The following is a 19,586-nucleotide window of genomic DNA, read 5'->3' on the forward strand; positions in this document are numbered from 1 at the left end:
TGGAGTAATGGAACAAAAAACACTTAGTCGTGTAAATCAAATAGGGTGGAATCAATCCGCTTATCAAGCTTGGACTAATCGACACGGTTCACCTAATGAATATGCCAAAAAGTTAATGGAAAAACCAGTAGATGCTGTTTCTCACTATTTGAATCTTATAGGCGATGTAAAGGGTAAAAAAATTGCTAATTACTTAGGTTCAAAAGGTAATAAAGCGGTATCTTTTGCGCTACTAGGAGCAGATGTTACAGTTGTGGATATATCGGAAGATAACAGAAAATATGCGATGGAGTTAGCAACAGAAGCTGAAGTTAATATTAAATACATAGTCTCAGATATTTTAGAAGTTCCGGAGAATGAAGAATTAACGGAGTTTGATTTCGTTTTATTAGAACTGGGTGTGTTACATTACTTTGTTGATTTACTACCGCTATTTAAAGTAGTTTACAACTCACTTAAGCCTGGTGGGCAATTTATATTAAGAGATTATCATCCTATCGTTTCAAAACTAGTGCAGGTTGAAGGAAATAAAATGATCGCTAATGGGAATTATTTTAGCGAAGAAGTGGTGGAAGAGGATGTAGCTTATAGCATCTTGCTTTCGGAGGAAGAACGTACTACATTGAGTAAAGTTAATATTCGAAGATGGACTTTAGGTGAAATTGTTACAGCTATTTCAAGCATAGGGCTTACTATTAGCCTTCTAGAAGAAGAAGCAGGTGTAAAGTGGGCATTTCCTTCGAATTCTCCAGAAGGAATTGAAGAAAAAATGCCTGGATTATATACATTAATTGCTACTAAAAATGGAGATCTTTATTAAAGTATAAATGGAGAGACAAATCATTTTGTCTCTCCTTAATTTGTCTTTAACTAGATTTAATCGATTGACTTAAGCATAAACCATCCAAATACCAAATAAGTAGGACTGAGCACCACATAAATTGGTACGAGTGCCACATAATCCAGATTGAGCACCACATAACCTAGTCCGGGTGCCACATATCCTATGTTGAGTACCACATAACCTGGCCCGAGCACCACATATCCACCAATCTAATACTTAAGAATTCTCCAATTTCATCATATAAAACCCACTCCAAGCAAATACAATAGAAGCTACATAAAAGATACTTCCGATCGTCAGAAAATCAACTAAATATCCAGTAACTATAACCGCTAAAGCTGCACCAACTGATGTCCATATATGATAACGTCCAATTTCTTTTCCTGCCGTCTCTTTTTGAACCGTACGAGCTAGAACTGTTTTTTCAGAGTTTTTCTGAACTGCCCCCAGTAAACCCATTACAACTTGAAGAATATAAACATGCCAAATTTCATATGCAAGCGGAAAAATGAGCAAAATCAGTGCCATTCCCCACGAATAAATGATTAATAGGATTTTATCTCCCGTTTTATCAGCTAGCTTACCAATCACGGAATAGCTTAATGCTGCAGTCAGTGCAAATAACCCGTATGCCCATCCAAACTGTGAGTAGCTAGTGCCGACATTTTTTAACAACAACACATAGAAAGGGAAAATCATGCTTGCCGCCATACCTATAGTGCTTTGATAGACAATAAATCTTCTGTAATTCATCAGTGATACTCCTCATAGAAAAGATTCATGAATCGGTGATTAGGATCATACTTTTCCTTCATTTTAAAGAATTCATCTGCTCTAGGATATGCCTCTTCCAACTGTTCTTTCGTAGGATAGTTATAGTAGGGAAGATAATAGCTTCCATCATGAGCTAACGTAATATCAATCATCTTTCGTACTACTTGACCTGTTTCTGCGATACTGTCTTTACTGGTTCCTTGATTTATCAGCAATACGAGGGCAAACATGTCCTCTTTTGCATAAGACAGGACTGCTTCATCATTCTTCTTCACATATCGAATGGTAATGTTTAGCAAATTAAAGTCTTGTTCCTTTTTGAGCATTTCTCGTAAGTCATCGATATAGTTGGTAAACTCATTTATTGGTACGTAATATTCTTGTAGCACTTCTGTTTTACTTGTGCTGTCATACTCCATAAATGCTGAATCTGAGCGCATCACATTATTTCTTGAAATTAATGAGCCATCGATCCTCTTATTGTATGTTTCTTGCGTTTTCCAAAACATATTCTTTCCCCAATCATTTATACGAGAAAGACCAAGAAAGAATTTTGGGACTGCGATGATGCTTTCACGTTTTAAAGTAGAGTGTTTGTTTATCAGTGATTGGTCATCGGCTGTGAAATAGTTCGTTATATACATATCTGTCAGAAAGTTATCTGGTGCAACCGAAATTCTTGCCATATGCATTTTTACATTGTCATTTTCAAGAACATTAGTAGTGAAATAAGGACTGTATTCATCGTAAGCTAGCGATTTTGTTTGAACTTGATAGAGTTCATCATCCGTCAATTGCAATGTTACATCGACAATTACACCGAATAAACCGTAACCGCCAATGACTAGTTGAAAGAGCTCAGGGTTTTCTTCACGGCTGACATGAATAATAATCCCTTCTGCATTAAGTAATCTAAATGATTTTACCGATTCAATCAAAGAAGTATTTCGAATGTCACGGCCGTGAACATTCACACTTAATGAACCACCAACAGTGAAAATATTTTGCGATTGACTAACCATTAAAGCAAGTCCATATGGGTTAATATAGGATTGTATTTCAGCCCAAGTTACTCCACTTTGTACAGAGATGAGTTTATTCTCTCTATCTAATTCTAGAATTTTATTATAGTTTTTCATATCGAGTAGGATTCCATTTGGATAGAGGGTTTGACCACCTTGACTATGCCGCATGCCTGCAATAGAAATTGAATCATTATGCGCATTCGCTTGTTCAATAATTTTGCGGAGTTTCTCCTCGTCATCACTTGATTTCACAGTCTTCATCTTGATAGGTAAAAGTCTGCCATAATCCTCTACAATTGGATGTGACAATTGAAAATGAAATAGTTTAAAGGAGCAAATTAATAAGATTACATATAAAATAATAGCAAAATAACGATTTTTGAATATTTGTCTCGCCTCCTTTTACAAATGCAACTATACTTTACCATTTGAAGTAGTATTTTAATAGACAGTATTCTATTGGATGAAACAGATTGCTCTTAGATGATTTAATGTCATTAATATTTGTTGTAAAAAGGAATTATTACACTTACCATATTTTTGCTCCAGCGCAAGTTCGTTGTGTTAACCAAAGTGAGGAAAGAGTGATTATTATCTCGACTTATAGAAATCCAAGTCAAAAAGGGTCAAAATAATAGTATATTACCCCATAGGAGGAATGGAAGATTAAGCCATTAGAATTTCTACAAACTTATGATTTACATGATAGTCTTGTAGAAGCAATTCAATATTATTCAACAGAAAATATGCTCTTAATAAAGTTGGAACTAAGTAATTGGAAACAGAACAATTATAATGAGGTAGAACCAGAGATGTTAAAATGTCAACTGTTGTTTAATGGTGTTTTTACTTTTGAAATGCACCCCAATACAAATGTGGATTTTGACGAAATTTTGGAAATAGGTTTAATAGACGATTTTGGAAAAATTAAAATTGTTTTAAGCAGTAACGAAGATGTTACAGTTCTAATAGTTAATGCTAAAGAAGTAAATTTGATAAAAAATTGGTAATATCGTTAATAGAAGAAGTGAAGGTGCACATATTCCATACAAAATGTGAGGTTTTTTAGATGAATGCACAGGAAATACAAGAGAAAATTGATTCCCTTCATTATTGGGATGCTCGAGTAGTATCGTTGGAATGTAATTATTTTGCCGATGAAGTTACAATTGAGTACGAGGATTCTGAAGGTAATATAATCTATAAGTTTAATGGTTGCTATAAAACAAAATTTGAACATTACATTGGACATGATAAAGATGTACCTGTGAAAAACTTAACGCAAATACAATTACCTTATTTTCTTCATAATGTCGATGTAGGAAGCGTTAAATTTGAAGGAATAGAACTTTATATTTGTAAAATAGGCATGTCACCTATGAATATTGAAATTTGGTGCAAAGATATAGAAATCCAAAAATGTATTCTCTAGATATTATTGAGCCCTAGGTTTTTAAGGTTTTCTTTTGTGTGAACAATCTTGCTTATTAAAAGCATTAGGATATTAATTAATGACCACAGTGGAATTATCAATAATTACCATTACTTAGTAAAGTAGAGGTGTGATAGTAATGTTAGGAAAACTAGATAGTAAAATAGCTGATAATAAAGTTGATGAAGCTATTGCTATAGTAGAAGAACTAGGTAGTAAAAAGATAGTTGAAGCAGTTCATCTTTTGATTCATCATGTATTAACTACAAAAAATGCTAAGTTGAGAAATTCAATTGCTATAGCATTAGCTGACATTGGAAGTAATGAAGCTATAGAACCTTTGATAAGTTTACTGAAAAACCCAAATACTATAGGTGCTAGAGGTACAATATTGTATGCTTTAGAATCTTTTCCGTGCACAGAGTATATAGAACTGTTTGCTGAATTGTTAGGTGAAGATAGTTTTGAGGTGAGCAGACAGGCATTTATTTTGATAGATTCTCATTCCGAAAATATCTCAAGTGAAACAAAGGAAAAATGTATAAGCATTATTCAGAAAAAAATTGATCGCATAACTGATCAGAAAGAATTTCTAATTGACTCTTTAGAAGAATTAGGATGGGAATAATATCTTTTATGGGACTTTTAATAAATTTAAATTCCTATTAAAAGATTTGGAGAACCTGATTGGTTTGTAGTATTCCACCCAAACCATATGCACCATGTCTCTATACTTCCTAAGATGGCGACGGACAAACAACCGCTATAAGATTACCGAATTAAAGGAGCGTGAAGTGACTTAGACACTTCACGCTCCTTTAATTTTAATAATGTGCAGTCTCAAGCACCCAGAAAAGGTGGTGCCAAGGTGCCCTTAACGGTCATTTTCCTTTAAACACAGGTTTTCTTTTCTCACTAAACGCATTTAATGCTTCTACTCGATCTTCTGTTGGAATAGTGATTTCGTAAGCTTTACGTTCAATATTTAACCCTGTATGTAAGTCTACATTCATGCCGTGTTTGATAGCAAACTTTGCTTGTTGAAGGGCGATAGGTCCATTGGCAAGCATTAATGCTGCAAAGTTTTCTGTTTCTACTATTAATGTTTCACGCGATGTAACTTTTGTTACTAAACCGTATGCTAGTGCTTCTTCTGCTTTTAGTCTTTTTGCTGTTAAAATAAGCTCTAGTGCTTTTGCTTCTCCAATAAGGCGTGGTAGACGTTGTGTACCACCTGCTCCTGGAATAATGGCTAAACTTGTTTCAGTTAATCCTAATTGAATATCATCTGCTGCAATTCGAAAATCACATGCAAGTGCAAGTTCTGTACCTCCACCAAAGGCATAGCCATTTAGCATAGCAATCGTTGGTTGTGGAAGATTTTCTATAGCGGAGAATACTTCACCAATTTTATAAATATTTCGTTTTACTTGTTGATCGGTTAAATTTTTTCGTTCTTTTAAGTCTGCTCCCACACTAAATGATTTCGTTCCAGCTCCTGTGAAAATTACGACGCGGATATCTGGATTTATACGAATGGATTCTGTGATATCGCCTAGCTCTCGAAGCATTTCGTAATTAAATGCATTTAGTGCTTCAGGTCTATTAAGAGTTACATATGCCAAATTTCCGTGCTGTTCATAATAAATCGATTTCATTTCGTTTCCCCCTAAAAATACAATTAGTTCCCCATACAAAACATATCATTTTACTAGTAGTCTGTCATCTATAGGAAATGGATTCAAAATAGGTCGATTTTCCTTTTCCTGTTTGGTACAATTATGTTATTGAAATCACAAAGATTTGAGGAATTCACGTGGACATTTTTGTTGCGAGACAACCTATTTTTACTAAAAATGAGCGTATTTTTGGTTATGAATTATTATATAGAGATGGTCAAAGTGATTCTTTCCCCATTCTAGACGGTGATACAGCTACTTTAGATGTGTTGGTAAATTCGTTCCTTACGATTGGAATTAATGAATTAGCTGGAGAAAAACTTTGTTTTATTAATTTTACAGAAAATTTGTTAGAGGAAGAAGTATTTGCGAAATTTCCAGCGGATCGAATAATTGTAGAAATATTAGAGGATATTCCTATTACGGTTTCTTTACTTCAAAAAATACGGAAAATAAAATCCCTTGGTTTTTTAATTGCTCTTGATGATTTTGTCCTTCAAAAAAATGTTACTTTGTATGATGAGCTTTTCTCTATTGTTAACTTCATTAAGGTAGATTTTCTTTCAAGTACAACGAAAGAAAGAGAAGCTATAGAACGAATTGTTAAAGCGAATTATCCGAATGTTGTTTTGCTTGCGGAAAAAGTGGAAACACGGGCCGAATTTTACGAGGCAAAAGAGGCAGGATATACGCTTTTTCAAGGTTATTTCTTTGCTAAACCGGAAATTATTAAAGGGACTGAAATACCTACAAATATGGCGCAATATTTTCGAATCATTAACTTATTGCGAGATAAGTCTGCCTCAATCGAGGAGATTGCAGATGAAATCGAACGGGATGTTTCTCTATCGTTCAAAGTGTTAAAGATGATTAATTCGCCTGCTGTCCGTACGAAATCAAAGGTGCGTTCTATTAAGCAAGGCGTACTCATGCTTGGTTTAGAAGAATTAAATCATTGGTTATATGTTTTAATGCTTCGGGAAACAAGGATAAATCATTCAGGAGATGGGTTGGCTCTCATTGAAGCTTCATTATTTAGAGCAAAGTTTTGCGATTTACTAGCAAGACGCAAGCTTTTACCAAACGCTTCTGAATATTTCATAATAGGGATGTTTTCTTTAATTGATGCATTATTGCACCGTTCCATGAATCAATTATTAAAGGAGCTGCCTCTTTCAGATGAAGTGGCAGAAACACTGGTTGGCACAGCAACTGAAATGACACCTTATTTAGAACTTACCATCGCATGTGATGAAGTTCGATGGAACGATATAGTAGCTGGAGCGGACCTGCTTGGTATTGAGCACGCTATAATAAATGATTTTTACTTAGAAGCACGTCGTTGGGCTGCTGAAATTATAAAATAATGACTGATAATAAATAGTCTCGATGAGCTTTTAATTTGCTCATCGAGGCTTTTACTTTTAGTTCATTAAATTGGAAGAAAATATTTATTCTAGAATGTTGCGTTTTCCTACAAAAGATGTACAATTAGGGTAGAACAAGTGTTCTTAAAAAGGAGAATGCGACATGCCACTAATACCGGAAGAATCAATACCATATTTAGAAAACATGATCTATCTCCCAATGGTATTAACTATTTTAGAGAAAGATCGAACGATTTTTGAGCAAGCTCCCTTTAAGTTGAAGCGGCCGTATATATCCATGGTTGAAGAAGCGGCAAAGCATGTACAAAAAGAATTAAAAGAAACGCATATTTATATGAAGCGACATAGTATGAAAGTTCTTCGTGGGGAAGGGGATGATATGTTCACTGAATATGTTTTTTTTCATGGTGGGTATGAGGAACATCGTCGTTATCTAAACGTCCGCCTCCGTAACAGAGTGGAAGAACTACTTTCTATGTACTTCGCTCTAGTAGAAAAAATTCGTTAGTCTTGGAAATATTTCTGAGAAAATTGATTACGTGATGTTAAGAATTCAGTATGTGATAGACGACTCATTCTTTTTAAAAAATGCATTTTTAGAAGATTTGCAAACCCCACTTGTTTGCTTAACGTAATGGTGGAGGAGTTTACTGCAATCTTTTTACCATTTATTAATACTACCGTACAGCCATCCTCACTTGTTTCAAACCTGTCAATAGCTTTAAGTGAAAACCAAACATTTAAATCCGATTTTGGAGACAAAAGTGGTATTAAAATAAAAGGGCTTCCATAGTCATGAGCCACAACTATTGGTAGCTTAAGGTAATTGCCGAGAGTATCTTTTGAAAAATTTTTAGCTTGTTGAAAAGAAGAACCGTAATAGGCACATGATTGACGAACAATATCATAAGGCTTCTTACCTATTAGGATGGACTCTCCTGAAATATTAGTAACCTTTGTATAAATCTTGTTATTTATTCGAACTGGCTGTAATACCGCAGTTTCAAATGAAACTAGGAAGGATTTATCATCTACTTTTTTTGACATAATATTCACTCCTTAGTAGTTTATACATCAATTATAGTTAAATTTGGAAATAAAGCAAGAAAATATAACGAATTTTTAAAATTTTAGAAATAATCTCAAAATCACAATTTTCTCAAAATGATTGCAACTCTTGTTTTACTTTTATATAATGGATAAAAGGCATCGGGGTGATGGAGATGGACAAACAATATTCATATGCAGATTTTTTGAAAGCAATGGGTCAAACCGGTAAAGAAAGTTCTGCCGAAAAATTGTTGAATGAAATATATCTTGATATGTTTTTGAACATTATCCACCGGGAACAAAGTAGTTATCGATTATTAAAATTGATTGATGAAGCTCTTGATCAAAAAGATCAGGTGTCATTTATGAAGTATACGAAAGCATTACAACAATTACAAAGTACAAAGTAAAAGCCGCTTATGCAGAGCGGCTTTTCTTTTCTAATTCAAAAAACATACGTTCGTTTTCTTCGTTTTTAAAAACGAATTATGTTAAACTAAAAACATCTAAACCGTAGGAGGCATACTATGGATCAACTATTCGATTTACAAGCTCCGTATGAACCAGCAGGGGATCAAATAAAAGCAATCGAACAACTAGTAGAAGGTGTGCGAGAAGGAAAAAAACATCAAACGTTGCTTGGTGCTACTGGTACCGGGAAGACGTTTACAATATCAAATGTTATTCAACAAACAAATAAACCAACACTTGTGATGGCGCATAATAAGACACTTGCAGGACAGCTATATAGTGAATTTAAAGAGTTCTTTCCAAATAATGCAGTGGAATATTTCGTCAGTTATTATGATTATTATCAACCGGAAGCGTACGTACCACAAACGGACACATATATAGAAAAAGATTCGAGTATAAACGAAGAGATTGATAAGCTTCGTCACTCGGCGACATCTTCTTTGTTCGAAAGAAAAGATGTCATTATTATTGCGTCAGTTTCTTGTATCTATGGTCTCGGAAATCCAGAGGAATATAAAGAAATGGTCGTTTCACTTCGAACGGGCATGGAAATAGAAAGGAACCAGCTTCTGCGAAAGTTAGTTGATATTCAATATGAGCGAAATGATATTAACTTTACACGAGGGACATTTCGCGTAAGAGGCGATGTTGTGGAAATTTTTCCAGCCTCTCGCGATGAAAAATGTCTACGAGTAGAATTTTTTGGAGATGATATTGATCGAATACGTGAAGTAGACGCATTGACAGGGGAGATATTAGCGGAACGAGATCATGTAGCAATATTTCCGGCTTCCCACTTCGTTACACGTGAAGAAAAAATGCTCCTAGCTATTGAAAATATAGAAAAAGAACTAGAGGAACAACTTAAAATTTTACGAAGTGAAGACAAGTTACTAGAAGCACAACGATTGGAACAGCGGACAAACTATGATTTAGAAATGATGAGAGAAATGGGTTTTTGTTCAGGAATTGAAAACTACTCTCGTCATCTAACTTTGCGTGAAGCAGGGGCAACACCGTATACGTTGCTCGATTATTTTCCGAAAGACTTTTTAATAGTAGTAGATGAAAGTCATGTTTCGTTACCCCAAGTAAGAGGAATGTATAATGGTGACCAAGCAAGAAAGTCGGTACTAGTAAATCATGGTTTCAGATTACCATCTGCTCTTGATAACCGACCGCTTACTTTTAGCGAATATGAAGATCATGTTCATCAAGCTATCTTCGTATCCGCTACTCCAGGTCCATACGAATTAGAACATACTCCGGATATGGTCGAACAAATTATTCGTCCAACAGGGTTATTAGATCCAGTTATTACAGTGAAACCAATTGAAGGTCAAATAGATGACTTAATCAATGAAATACATGAGAGAACCCTAAAAAATGAGCGAGTGCTAATAACAACATTAACGAAGAAAATGTCAGAGGACTTAACCGATTATTTAAAAGAAATTGGAATTAAAGTTCAATATTTGCATTCTGAAGTAAAAACACTAGAACGAATTGAAATAATAAGAGAACTCCGTTTGGGAACGTATGATGTATTAATCGGTATTAACTTACTTCGAGAAGGCATTGATATTCCAGAAGTATCCCTTGTCGCAATCTTAGATGCCGATAAAGAAGGATTTTTACGCTCCGAACGTTCCTTAATTCAAACGATTGGAAGAGCTGCACGAAATTCGCATGGAGAAGTAATCATGTACGCAGATAAAATGACCGATTCTATGCGTAAAGCAATTGATGAAACAGAACGCCGACGTTCCATTCAATTAGAATACAATGAAAAGCATGGAATAACACCGAAAACTATCGAGAAGAAAATTAGAGAGGTTATTCGTGCATCGCAAGTTGCAGAAGAAGAGGCTACATATGCGCAGCAGTTAACGAGTGGTAAACCATTAACAAAAGAAGAGAAGGCAGCATTACTAGTAAATCTTGAAAAAGAAATGAAGGAATCGGCCAAAGCGCTTAACTTTGAACGTGCAGCAGAATTACGTGATGCAATCCTGGAATTGAAGTTGGAAGGATGATAGTGTGAAAAATCAAGAGATTATTATACAAGGTGCACGAGCACATAACTTAAAAAATGTAAGCTTAAAAATACCGAGGGATAAGCTTGTTGTGATGACAGGCTTGTCTGGATCTGGAAAATCTTCATTAGCATTTGATACGATATATGCGGAAGGACAACGACGTTATGTGGAGTCCCTATCAGCTTATGCACGACAATTTTTAGGGCAGATGGATAAACCAGATGTAGATGTTATTGAGGGACTTTCACCTGCAATTTCTATTGACCAAAAAACGACGAGTAAAAATCCACGTTCCACTGTAGCGACTGTAACGGAAATTTACGATTATTTACGTCTATTATTTGCCCGTGTAGGAAAACCGATATGTCCAACCCACGGTATTGAGATTAGCTCACAAACGATTGAACAAATGGTCGATCGTTTGAGCGAGTATCCTGAAAAAACGCGTATGCAAGTATTAGCTCCCATCGTCTCTGGTAGAAAAGGCACTCATGTGAAATTGTTAGAAGATATGAAGAAACAAGGATATGTACGTGTCCGAATAGACGGTGAGTTAATCGATTTAGATGATGATATTAATTTAGATAAAAATAAAAAACATAATATAGAAGTAGTTATTGACCGGATTGTGATGAAGGAGGGAGTAGCACCTCGTTTAAGTGATTCGTTGGAATCCGCACTGCGAATTGCTGATGGAAAAGTATTAATTGACGTGATGGAACATGAAGAAATTTTATTTAGCGAACATCATGCATGTCCGATTTGTGGTTTTTCTATAGGTGAGTTAGAACCGCGGATGTTTTCTTTCAATAGTCCTTTCGGTGCATGCACAGAATGTGATGGATTAGGAACAAAACTAGAAGTGGATCCCGAATTAGTAGTTCCCGATAAATCGCTAACACTTGAAGAAGGGGCTATTATTGCTTGGCAACCAACAAGCTCACAGTACTATCCCAAATTATTAGAAGCAGTATGTAAACACTACAAAATAAAAATGAATGTGCCCGTAGAGAAATTGCCGATAGATCAGTGGAATAAAATTATGTATGGTTCTGGAGAAGATAAAATTCATTTTCGCTATGAAAATGAATTTGGACAAGTACGAGACAACAAGATTCAATTTGAAGGAGTCCTATCCAATATTGAACGAAGATATAAAGATACATCCTCGGATTATATTCGGGAACAAATGGAAAAATATATGGCTCAACATAATTGCCCAACTTGTAAAGGATATCGATTAAAAGAAGAAACACTTGCCGTAAAAGTGGATTCCTTACATATTGCTCAAGTAACGGAGTTTTCAATTGAAGAAGCAAACCATTTCTTCAATCAGTTGACATTATCAGAAAAGGATATGCAAATTGCAAGATTAGTTTTAAGAGAAATTCACGAACGTCTAGGCTTTTTAGAAAATGTCGGACTTGATTACTTAACATTGAATCGTGCAGCAGGTACATTATCAGGCGGAGAAGCACAGCGAATACGTCTTGCTACTCAAATAGGATCAAGGCTTTCAGGGGTTTTATATATATTGGATGAGCCTTCGATTGGTTTACACCAACGTGATAATGATCGATTGATCGAGACATTAAAGAATATGCGAGATATCGGTAACACTCTAATTGTAGTAGAACACGATGAGGATACTATGATGGCGGCCGATTATTTAATCGATGTTGGACCTGGTGCTGGTATTCGTGGAGGAGAAATTGTAGCTGCAGGTACGCCTGAACAAGTAATGAAAAATAAAAAATCACTGACTGGACAGTATCTAAGTGGAAAAAAATTCATTCCTTTACCAACAGAGAGAAGAAAACCAGATGGACGCTTTATCAAAATTAAAGGGGCATCTGAAAATAACTTGAAAAATGTCAGTGTAGATATTCCTTTAGGAGTATTTACAGCAGTAACTGGTGTTTCTGGATCTGGGAAAAGTACACTTGTAAATGAAATTCTATATAAATCGCTTGCACAAAAGCTGAACCGGTCTAAAGTGAAACCGGGAGCAAACAAAAGCATAGAGGGAATAGAAGAATTGGAGAAAGTAATTGATATTGACCAATCTCCTATAGGTCGTACACCAAGATCTAATCCCGCAACTTATACAGGGGTATTTGATGATATCCGTGACTTATATTCAGCGACAAATGAGGCAAAAGTAAGAGGCTATAAAAAAGGAAGATTTAGTTTTAATGTAAAAGGTGGACGCTGTGAAGCATGTCGCGGAGATGGAATTATTAAAATTGAAATGCACTTTTTACCAGATGTGTATGTACCTTGTGAAGTTTGTCACGGAAAACGGTATAATCGTGAAACATTGGAAGTACAATACAAAGGGAAAAATATTGCAGAAGTTTTAAAAATGACAGTAGAAGATGGATTAGCATTTTTTGAAAACCATCCGAAAATTAGCCGTAAATTACAAACTATTGTCGATGTAGGTCTTGGATATATGGAGTTAGGTCAACCAGCTACGACATTATCAGGTGGAGAAGCTCAACGTGTAAAACTTGCATCGGAGTTGCATAAAAGATCAAACGGAAAATCATTTTATATTCTCGATGAACCAACAACTGGTTTACATGTAGATGATATTGCACGTTTGCTTATAGTGCTACAGCGTCTCGTTGAAAATGGCGACTCCGTTCTAGTCATTGAACATAATTTAGATGTTATTAAGACAGCAGATTATATGATTGATCTAGGTCCTGAAGGCGGCGACAAAGGTGGAACAATCGTTGGAGTGGGAACGCCTGAAAAAATAGCAGCAACAAAAGGTTCTTATACAGGAAAATATCTAAAAACAATTTTGGAACGCGACCGAGAGAGAATGGATGAAGTAGTTTCAAAAGCAACTAAAAAGAAAAAAGTTGCAGTAGAATCCAAATGAAACTTTTTTTCCCTTTAATCGTATTAAATAGTGTAAGAAGTTAAACAGACTTTTAACTTAAGAGGAGGCCTTTCACTATGCAAGAGGAACGTAAACGTATTTTAGATATGGTTGAAAACGGCACAATTTCTGCACAAGAAGCATTAGTCTTATTAGAAGCACTTGGCAAGCAATCAGCACCTGTAACTACACCAGTAAAAAAAGAACAAAAACAAGGATACTCATCTACGGAACAATCGGAATCACAACCGTACAACAAGCAACAGAACTCTGATTTTATAGAAGATTTAAAAAGAGATTTTACGGTAGTAGGAGAACGTTTTATGCAGTTTTTGCAAGGAACCGTAGATAAAATAAAAGAATTTGATTTTGAAATGCCTTTTGGTGAACCTGTAGTTTTCCAAGAAAGGTTAGTAGAAGAACAAGCGCAATATGATGATATATCTATAGATGTTGCAAATGGTAAAGTTGAAATTTTTCCAACCGAAGAATCTGATACACACGCAGATGTAACCGTTAAATCATATAAAAACACTTCACAAGAAGAAGCGAAAAATCGTTTTCACTCGGATTTTCTTTTTAAAACAGAAGGAAATAAATTACGTATATATAGTGATATGAAAACAACATCTGTTCAAGTTGCGTTATATGTACCTAAGAAAGTTTATAATGATGTATCAGCTCGTTTATTTAATGGTGATTTTAGTGCAAAGAACATCGAAGCAAATTCGTTTAAAGTGAAAACAACAAACGGAAAAGTGAAATTGGAAGAATTACAATTTGGAAGAGCAGATATTGAAACGGTAAATGGATCGGTTCAAGTACAACAAGTAGTAGGTGATTCCATTGAGGTAGAAACGATTAATGGGCGGATTTACGTAGATGGAAAATTGAAGGATGTAGAAGGCTCTTCTGTCAGTGGGCATGTTATCTTAACGACTAAAGATAAGGAAGCACGTAAAATAGAAGGAACTGCAGTCGCAGGATCTGTCGAACTATATGTACGGAAAGATGTTTCGTTAAAAGGAGAAGCTTCTTCTCAACTTGGAAAAATAGATGTGCAGCTTTCAGATGTTACACAACTTAAACAATCAGAACAATTATTAAATAAAAAAGTCGGATTCACGAAAATAGTAGAATCTGAAGATCAGCCTCTAAGAATTTACGGTGATGCAAAAACCGGAACTGTCCTTGTACGTTATACATTAGAAGACGAATAAACAGAAAAGCTGACAGAGAGCTAAGTGCTTCTGTCAGCTTCAGACTGTAGTTAAACTCAATTAAGAACGAGTTTATCTGCAGTCTTTTTTTAAGAATGAAATAATAGTGTAATGGATGTTTCGTCCAAAGCACTCAGGAATTAGCGTAGACAAGATGCAATTAAAGGAAATCTTGCATTTTACGAGCCCAACTTAGGATAGCGCTTGAAATAGCGTTTGCGCATTGTCTTCTATAAAAAGCAGATTGTAGTAATGATGCTTCCGCTTTATTTGTCATAAAGCCACATTCTACTAAAACGGCTGGCATTTTAGTATCGCGAAGCACGGCGAAATTGGCTTGTTTCACTCCACGATTGTTCCGCTTTGTAATGGAGCTCAAAGAGTCTTGTATCAACTTTGCAAGTATTTTAGAATCCTCGGAAGGCTTCGTATAAGTAAAAGTTTCAATTCCACTTACTTCATTCCACGAATAGCCAAACGCATTTGCATGAATAGAAACAAATGCGTCTACTTCTAGCTTATTTGCTAAAGCTGTCCTTTCGTTAAGCGGCACATCAGAAGTTCCAATATGGCTTAGAATGACAATTACTCCACATTCCTGTAGTTCCTCTTTAATTTGATGTACGACTGCCTGATTAAATTCAAATTCTCTCATCTTACCATCAGGTGTTCGTTTTCCCGGTGTATTTGGTCCATGACCCGCATCGAGCATAATTTTCATCATGAATTCTCTCCTTTCTATTAATAAATAGAAAGAGATAAGATAAATGGATACTATAAAATAGAATAATCATGCTAAAATAAGAAATATGTGATAACAGTAGTGCGAAAGGAGACTTATTGTATGCCTCATGTGACGACAAAGGATGTAAAAGAAAAGTTCAATCTTACATTAGTAAGTGGGGAAGAAGGAATTGGTCGACATATTGCAATTAGTGATATATCTCGTCCAGGGATTGAAATGGCGGGTTATTTCATGCATTATCCATCCAATCGCATTCAGCTTTTAGGGAAAACAGAAGTTTCCTTTTTTCAGCTATTAACACCAAAAGAAAAAGAAGAACGAATGATGAAGTTATGTGCGCAAGACACGCCAGTCATTATTATTTCGCATGGTATGGAAGTTCCAGAAGAATTAATTGAAGCTTCCAATAAAAATTCCGTTCCAGTGTTAACAACCAATATGCCAACAACAAGATTTTCAAGTAAGCTTACAAATTTCTTAGAAAGTAGGCTAGCTCCAACAACAGCTGTCCACGGAGTATTAGTGGATATATACGGAGTCGGCGTATTAATCACTGGAAAAAGTGGTGTTGGTAAGAGTGAAACCGCTCTGGAATTAGTCAAAAGAGGGCATCGATTAGTAGCAGATGACTGTGTAGAAATTAGGCAAGAAGGAGAAGATACACTAGTTGGTAGTGCTCCAAAACTAATCGAGCATATGCTTGAAATCCGTGGAATAGGCATTATCGATATCATGACTTTATTTGGTGCTAGTGCAATTCGTAGTTATAAACGTATCACTCTAGTAATCGAACTAGAATTATGGGATGCCGAAAAAACGTATGACCGGCTTGGGTTGGAAGAAGAAAAGATGGAAATTATCAATACCGCTATTACAAAACATACCATTCCAGTACGACCTGGACGAAATTTATCAGTAATTATTGAAGTAGCAGCAATGAATTATCGTTTAAAACGAATGGGTGTCAATGCAGCAGAGGACTTCGCAAAACGTTTAGACGATGTGATAAGCCAAAACGAAGAAAATGAATATTAATGAAATGGCAGAAGGGAGTTACATATGATTTTATTACAAGCAATTAATCCAGTGGCTTTTTCTCTTGGACCGATCGAAGTTAGATGGTATGGGATAATTATTGCATGTGGCATTATATTAGCCTTTTTAGTGGCACAACGGGAAATGGTGAAGCGAGGGTTTCATCAAGAATATTTAACAGATTTGCTTATTTGGGCAGTGCCTTTAGCAATTGTGGGTGCCAGAATATATTATGTTACCTTTAAATGGGACTTTTATAGTCAGAACCCAGAAAAAATTATCCAAATATGGCATGGTGGAATTGCAATTCATGGTGCATTAATTGCATCATTTTTAACTGCTTATTTCTTTACGAAAAAAAGAGGAACTTCTTTCTGGAAACTAACTGATATATTGGCACCTAGTTTATTAATTGGCCAAGCAGTGGGGCGCTGGGGAAACTTTATGAACCAAGAGGCGCATGGGGGAGAAGTTACTAGAACATTTTTAGAGAACTTAAAGCTTCCGAACTGGATTATCGATCAAATGTATATTGAAGGTAAATACTATCATCCAACATTTTTATATGAGTCAATATGGAATATTATAGGGGTCATAATACTAATATTGCTTCGTAAAGTAAATTTACGTCGAGGTGAGATGTTCCTGTTCTATTTAACTTGGTACTCAGTAGGACGTTTCTTTATCGAAGGAATGCGTACAGATAGCCTGTATTTAATAGGAGAATTAAGAACCGCTCAAGTTGTTTCGTTACTAGCAATTGCAATTTCAATAATTCTATTTATATACAGAAGAGTAACGATAAAACCTCCTGTACGATATCTAGATAAGTAAAGAAAGTTGGGCAAGCTTTGGGGATTATAAAAAGGGGTTTGTTAGCTGGTTTAAAAACGACATGGACATTAAGTAAAATAATATTTCCAATCACATTAATTATTGTCATTTTACAATATACACCTGTTTTACCTTGGATAATTCAGTTCATAACTCCATTTATGGAGTTAATAGGACTTCGTGGGGAAGCTGCAATTCCGTTAGTACTAGGAAATGGACTGAATTTGTATGCGGCAATTGCAGGGATACTTTCAATGGATCTAACTGTGAAAGAAGTATTTATATTAGCGACGATGCTTTCCTTTTCTCATAATATTTTTATCGAAACAGGAGTAGCTCTTCGAGTTGGGGTAAAACTTTGGATAGTGTTAGTCGTACGATTTGGTTTAGCTATTCTTTCTGCTATTATTATTAACTTGGTTTGGCATGGTGGAGGGGAAATAGCTAAATATGGAGGAGCAACGGCATCTCAGCATATACCAAATGGATGGGGAGAGATTGTGTTCCTTGGCTTACAAAAAGCAACTTTTGGAGTTTTACATCTGGCCGTTATTGTCATCCCATTAATGATTATTATCCAATATTTAAAAGAAAAAAATTATTTACAAAAATTCTCAAAAGCAATTAGTCCTTTTACTAAAATAATTGGATTAAAGCCAAATGCATCCTTAACATTGGTTGCAGGACTTATTACAGGGTTAGCTATTGGAGCAGGTGTGATGATTCAAGCGGTCAAAGAAGATGGTGTAAGTAAAAAGGATGCGACGATCGCTTTTATCTTCTTAGTTGCTTGTCACGCTGTTATAGAGGATACGCTCATCTTTATTCCATTAGGAATACCGATTTTGCCATTATTTTTAATCAGGTTATTGACAGCATTTATTTTGACGATTATTGTCGCCTTTGTTTGGAATAAAGCCGATCAGAGAAAACTAGAGGAAGTGGTAACTCCATGAATAGAGATCCTTATACAGCAATTCTGTTTGATTTAGATGGCACGCTATTAAATACAAATGAATTAATTATTGAAACTTTTTTACATGTTTTAGGAGAAAGATTTCCTGGGAAATATGACAGAGAAAGTGTTCTTCCTTTTTTAGGGCCAACTTTAACTGAGTCATTCAACACGATCGACCCAGCTCTAACAGAGTCACTAATAGAAGCCTATCGAACGTGGAATATTAACATGCATGATCAAATGGCGGTTCCTTTCGATGGCGTTGTAGATACTTTATATAAACTAAAAGAGCAAGGATATAAGTTAGCTGTCGTATCGACAAAAAGACGAGATATGATTGATCGTGGCATTAAACTGATGAAATGCGAAGATCTTTTCGACACAATTGTGGGCTTGGATGATGTAAAAAAGACTAAACCAGATCCAGAGCCAATTGAGTTAGCATTAACAAGACTTGGTGTCGAAAAAGAGCAAGCATTGATGATTGGTGATAATTTACACGATATTGTAGGTGGTCAACGAGCTGGTGTTGATACTGCAGCTGTAGCATGGTCCATGAAAGGGGAAGCGTTTCTAGCTACCTTTTTTCCAACGTATATAATTCATCATATTAGTGAATTGCTTACTATAGCAAAAGGTCAAACTGTATGAGGAAAACAGAAAGATATCCTGTAAGTGGAGCAAATTCACTTTGGCATGTGTACGATACTGTTCCTTTTTGGAAAGTAGTAAAGAATTTCATTTTCATACAAGCGGCGAGATACTCACCATTTTTAAGTTGGAAGAACTTTTTCTACCGAGTATTTCTCAAAATGAAAATTGGGGAAGAAACATCTTTTGCCTTGATGGTAATGGTAGATGTAATGTTCCCAGAGCGTATTAAAGTTGGTAACAATTCGATAATCGGTTATAACACGACCATCTTAGCACATGAATATTTAATCGATGAGTATCGAATTGGAGATGTAATTATTGGCGATAGAGTGCTAATAGGTGCTAATACAACCATACTTCCCGGAGTAACGATTGGTAATGATGCCATAGTTTCTGCAGCAACACTTGTAAACCGAGATGTTCCGGAAGGGTGTTTTGTTGGAGGAAATCCAATGCGCGTAATCTATACAAAAGAAGAAATGTTAGAACGAAATAAATAATACAAAGAGCTCTATAGATAAGCCGTTCTCTTTTAGAGTTCC

20 protein-coding genes are annotated in these 19,586 nt (G+C 35.5%); 15 read left to right on the forward strand and 5 right to left on the reverse strand.

The genetic code is table 11. From position 1 onward, the window contains the following. Positions 1-7: 7 nt before the first annotated feature. The gene (locus ACFVR1_RS16220) at positions 8-820 is read left to right on the forward strand and encodes a class I SAM-dependent methyltransferase (RefSeq protein ID WP_387585498.1); all 813 of its coding nucleotides are present in this window, start codon (positions 8-10) and stop codon (positions 818-820) included. Between the two features lie 240 nt (positions 821-1,060). On the opposite strand, the gene ACFVR1_RS16225 is transcribed toward ACFVR1_RS16220, so the two are convergent. Continuing rightward, positions 1,061-1,597, reverse strand: a complete 537-nt coding sequence (locus tag ACFVR1_RS16225) for an MFS transporter (protein ID WP_387585500.1) — start codon at positions 1,595-1,597, stop codon at positions 1,061-1,063. Continuing rightward, positions 1,597-3,030: an FAD-binding protein gene (locus ACFVR1_RS16230; protein WP_387585574.1), complete on the reverse strand. Its 1,434-nt coding sequence runs from the start codon at positions 3,028-3,030 to the stop codon at positions 1,597-1,599. Before ACFVR1_RS16230 ends, ACFVR1_RS16225 begins: the two co-directional genes overlap by 1 nt. Positions 3,031-3,455: 425 nt before the next feature. On the opposite strand from ACFVR1_RS16230, the gene ACFVR1_RS16235 reads away from it, so the two are divergent. The 3 genes from ACFVR1_RS16235 to ACFVR1_RS16245 all read left to right on the forward strand — a co-directional run bounded on the left by ACFVR1_RS16235 (position 3,456) and on the right by ACFVR1_RS16245 (position 4,703). Further along, positions 3,456-3,653, forward strand: coding sequence for a hypothetical protein (locus ACFVR1_RS16235; protein WP_387585502.1), 198 nt, complete (start codon positions 3,456-3,458; stop codon positions 3,651-3,653). Positions 3,654-3,712: 59 nt separating this feature from the next. Beyond that, complete coding sequence (locus ACFVR1_RS16240; RefSeq protein ID WP_387585504.1) at positions 3,713-4,075, forward strand: hypothetical protein; 363 nt, start codon at positions 3,713-3,715, stop codon at positions 4,073-4,075. Positions 4,076-4,214: 139 nt separating this feature from the next. Beyond that, positions 4,215-4,703: a HEAT repeat domain-containing protein gene (locus ACFVR1_RS16245; protein WP_387585506.1), complete on the forward strand. Its 489-nt coding sequence runs from the start codon at positions 4,215-4,217 to the stop codon at positions 4,701-4,703. Between the two features lie 253 nt (positions 4,704-4,956). Here the strand turns inward: ACFVR1_RS16245 and ACFVR1_RS16250 are convergent, their stop codons facing one another. Further along, on the reverse strand, positions 4,957-5,733 hold the full coding sequence (locus ACFVR1_RS16250) for an enoyl-CoA hydratase-related protein (protein WP_387585507.1): 777 nt from the start codon (positions 5,731-5,733) through the stop codon (positions 4,957-4,959). Between the two features lie 158 nt (positions 5,734-5,891). Here ACFVR1_RS16250 and ACFVR1_RS16255 point away from each other — a divergent pair, with 158 nt between their 5' ends. Further along, a complete protein-coding gene (locus ACFVR1_RS16255; protein WP_387585509.1) occupies positions 5,892-7,121 on the forward strand; it encodes an EAL and HDOD domain-containing protein in 1,230 nt (409 codons plus the stop codon). 163 nt (positions 7,122-7,284) lie between these two features. Further along, positions 7,285-7,650 carry a YhjD family protein gene (locus tag ACFVR1_RS16260; RefSeq protein ID WP_387585510.1) on the forward strand — a complete coding sequence of 122 codons (366 nt, stop codon included), beginning with the start codon at positions 7,285-7,287 and terminating at the stop codon, positions 7,648-7,650. Here the strand turns inward: ACFVR1_RS16260 and ACFVR1_RS16265 are convergent. Continuing rightward, the gene (locus tag ACFVR1_RS16265; protein WP_387585512.1) at positions 7,647-8,189 is read right to left on the reverse strand and encodes a competence protein ComK; all 543 of its coding nucleotides are present in this window, start codon (positions 8,187-8,189) and stop codon (positions 7,647-7,649) included. The two genes, ACFVR1_RS16260 and ACFVR1_RS16265, sit on opposite strands and share 4 nt — an antisense overlap. A gap of 176 nt (positions 8,190-8,365) precedes the next feature. On the opposite strand from ACFVR1_RS16265, the gene ACFVR1_RS16270 reads away from it, so the two are divergent. From ACFVR1_RS16270 to ACFVR1_RS16285, 4 genes are all read left to right on the forward strand, one after another. Beyond that, positions 8,366-8,602, forward strand: a complete 237-nt coding sequence (locus ACFVR1_RS16270) for an IDEAL domain-containing protein (protein ID WP_387585513.1) — start codon at positions 8,366-8,368, stop codon at positions 8,600-8,602. A gap of 117 nt (positions 8,603-8,719) precedes the next feature. Then, positions 8,720-10,702, forward strand: a complete 1,983-nt coding sequence (gene uvrB, locus ACFVR1_RS16275) for an excinuclease ABC subunit UvrB (RefSeq protein WP_387585514.1) — start codon at positions 8,720-8,722, stop codon at positions 10,700-10,702. 4 nt (positions 10,703-10,706) lie between these two features. Next, the gene (uvrA, locus tag ACFVR1_RS16280; RefSeq protein ID WP_387585516.1) at positions 10,707-13,598 is read left to right on the forward strand and encodes an excinuclease ABC subunit UvrA; all 2,892 of its coding nucleotides are present in this window, start codon (positions 10,707-10,709) and stop codon (positions 13,596-13,598) included. Between the two features lie 77 nt (positions 13,599-13,675). Further along, complete coding sequence (locus tag ACFVR1_RS16285; RefSeq protein WP_387585517.1) at positions 13,676-14,818, forward strand: DUF4097 family beta strand repeat-containing protein; 1,143 nt, start codon at positions 13,676-13,678, stop codon at positions 14,816-14,818. A 160-nt stretch (positions 14,819-14,978) separates the two neighbouring features. Here ACFVR1_RS16285 and ACFVR1_RS16290 read toward each other — a convergent pair whose 3' ends face one another. Continuing rightward, complete coding sequence (locus ACFVR1_RS16290) at positions 14,979-15,542, reverse strand: N-acetylmuramoyl-L-alanine amidase (RefSeq protein WP_387585518.1); 564 nt, start codon at positions 15,540-15,542, stop codon at positions 14,979-14,981. Between the two features lie 120 nt (positions 15,543-15,662). On the opposite strand from ACFVR1_RS16290, the gene hprK reads away from it, so the two are divergent. Genes hprK through ACFVR1_RS16315 form a run of 5 tightly spaced genes read left to right on the forward strand, consistent with a single transcriptional unit; the run spans position 15,663 to position 19,544 of the window. Then, the gene (hprK, locus tag ACFVR1_RS16295; protein WP_387585520.1) at positions 15,663-16,598 is read left to right on the forward strand and encodes an HPr(Ser) kinase/phosphatase; all 936 of its coding nucleotides are present in this window, start codon (positions 15,663-15,665) and stop codon (positions 16,596-16,598) included. 24 nt (positions 16,599-16,622) lie between these two features. Further along, positions 16,623-17,432 (forward strand): prolipoprotein diacylglyceryl transferase, encoded by an 810-nt coding sequence (gene lgt, locus ACFVR1_RS16300; RefSeq protein WP_387585522.1) that lies wholly within the window; start codon positions 16,623-16,625, stop codon positions 17,430-17,432. Positions 17,433-17,449: 17 nt separating this feature from the next. Next, entirely contained in the window at positions 17,450-18,388 is a 939-nt protein-coding gene (locus ACFVR1_RS16305) for a nucleoside recognition domain-containing protein (protein WP_387585524.1), read from the forward strand. Further along, positions 18,385-19,041, forward strand: coding sequence for a pyrophosphatase PpaX (ppaX, locus tag ACFVR1_RS16310; protein ID WP_387585526.1), 657 nt, complete (start codon positions 18,385-18,387; stop codon positions 19,039-19,041). Before ACFVR1_RS16305 ends, ppaX begins: the two co-directional genes overlap by 4 nt. Then, positions 19,038-19,544: an acyltransferase gene (locus tag ACFVR1_RS16315; protein WP_387585527.1), complete on the forward strand. Its 507-nt coding sequence runs from the start codon at positions 19,038-19,040 to the stop codon at positions 19,542-19,544. The genes ppaX and ACFVR1_RS16315 overlap by 4 nt, the downstream gene beginning before the upstream one ends. The last annotated feature ends 42 nt before the right edge of the window (positions 19,545-19,586 follow it).

Origin of the sequence: Psychrobacillus sp. NPDC058041, assembly GCF_042885655.1 — a bacterium.
GTDB lineage: Bacteria > Bacillota > Bacilli > Bacillales_A > Planococcaceae > Psychrobacillus.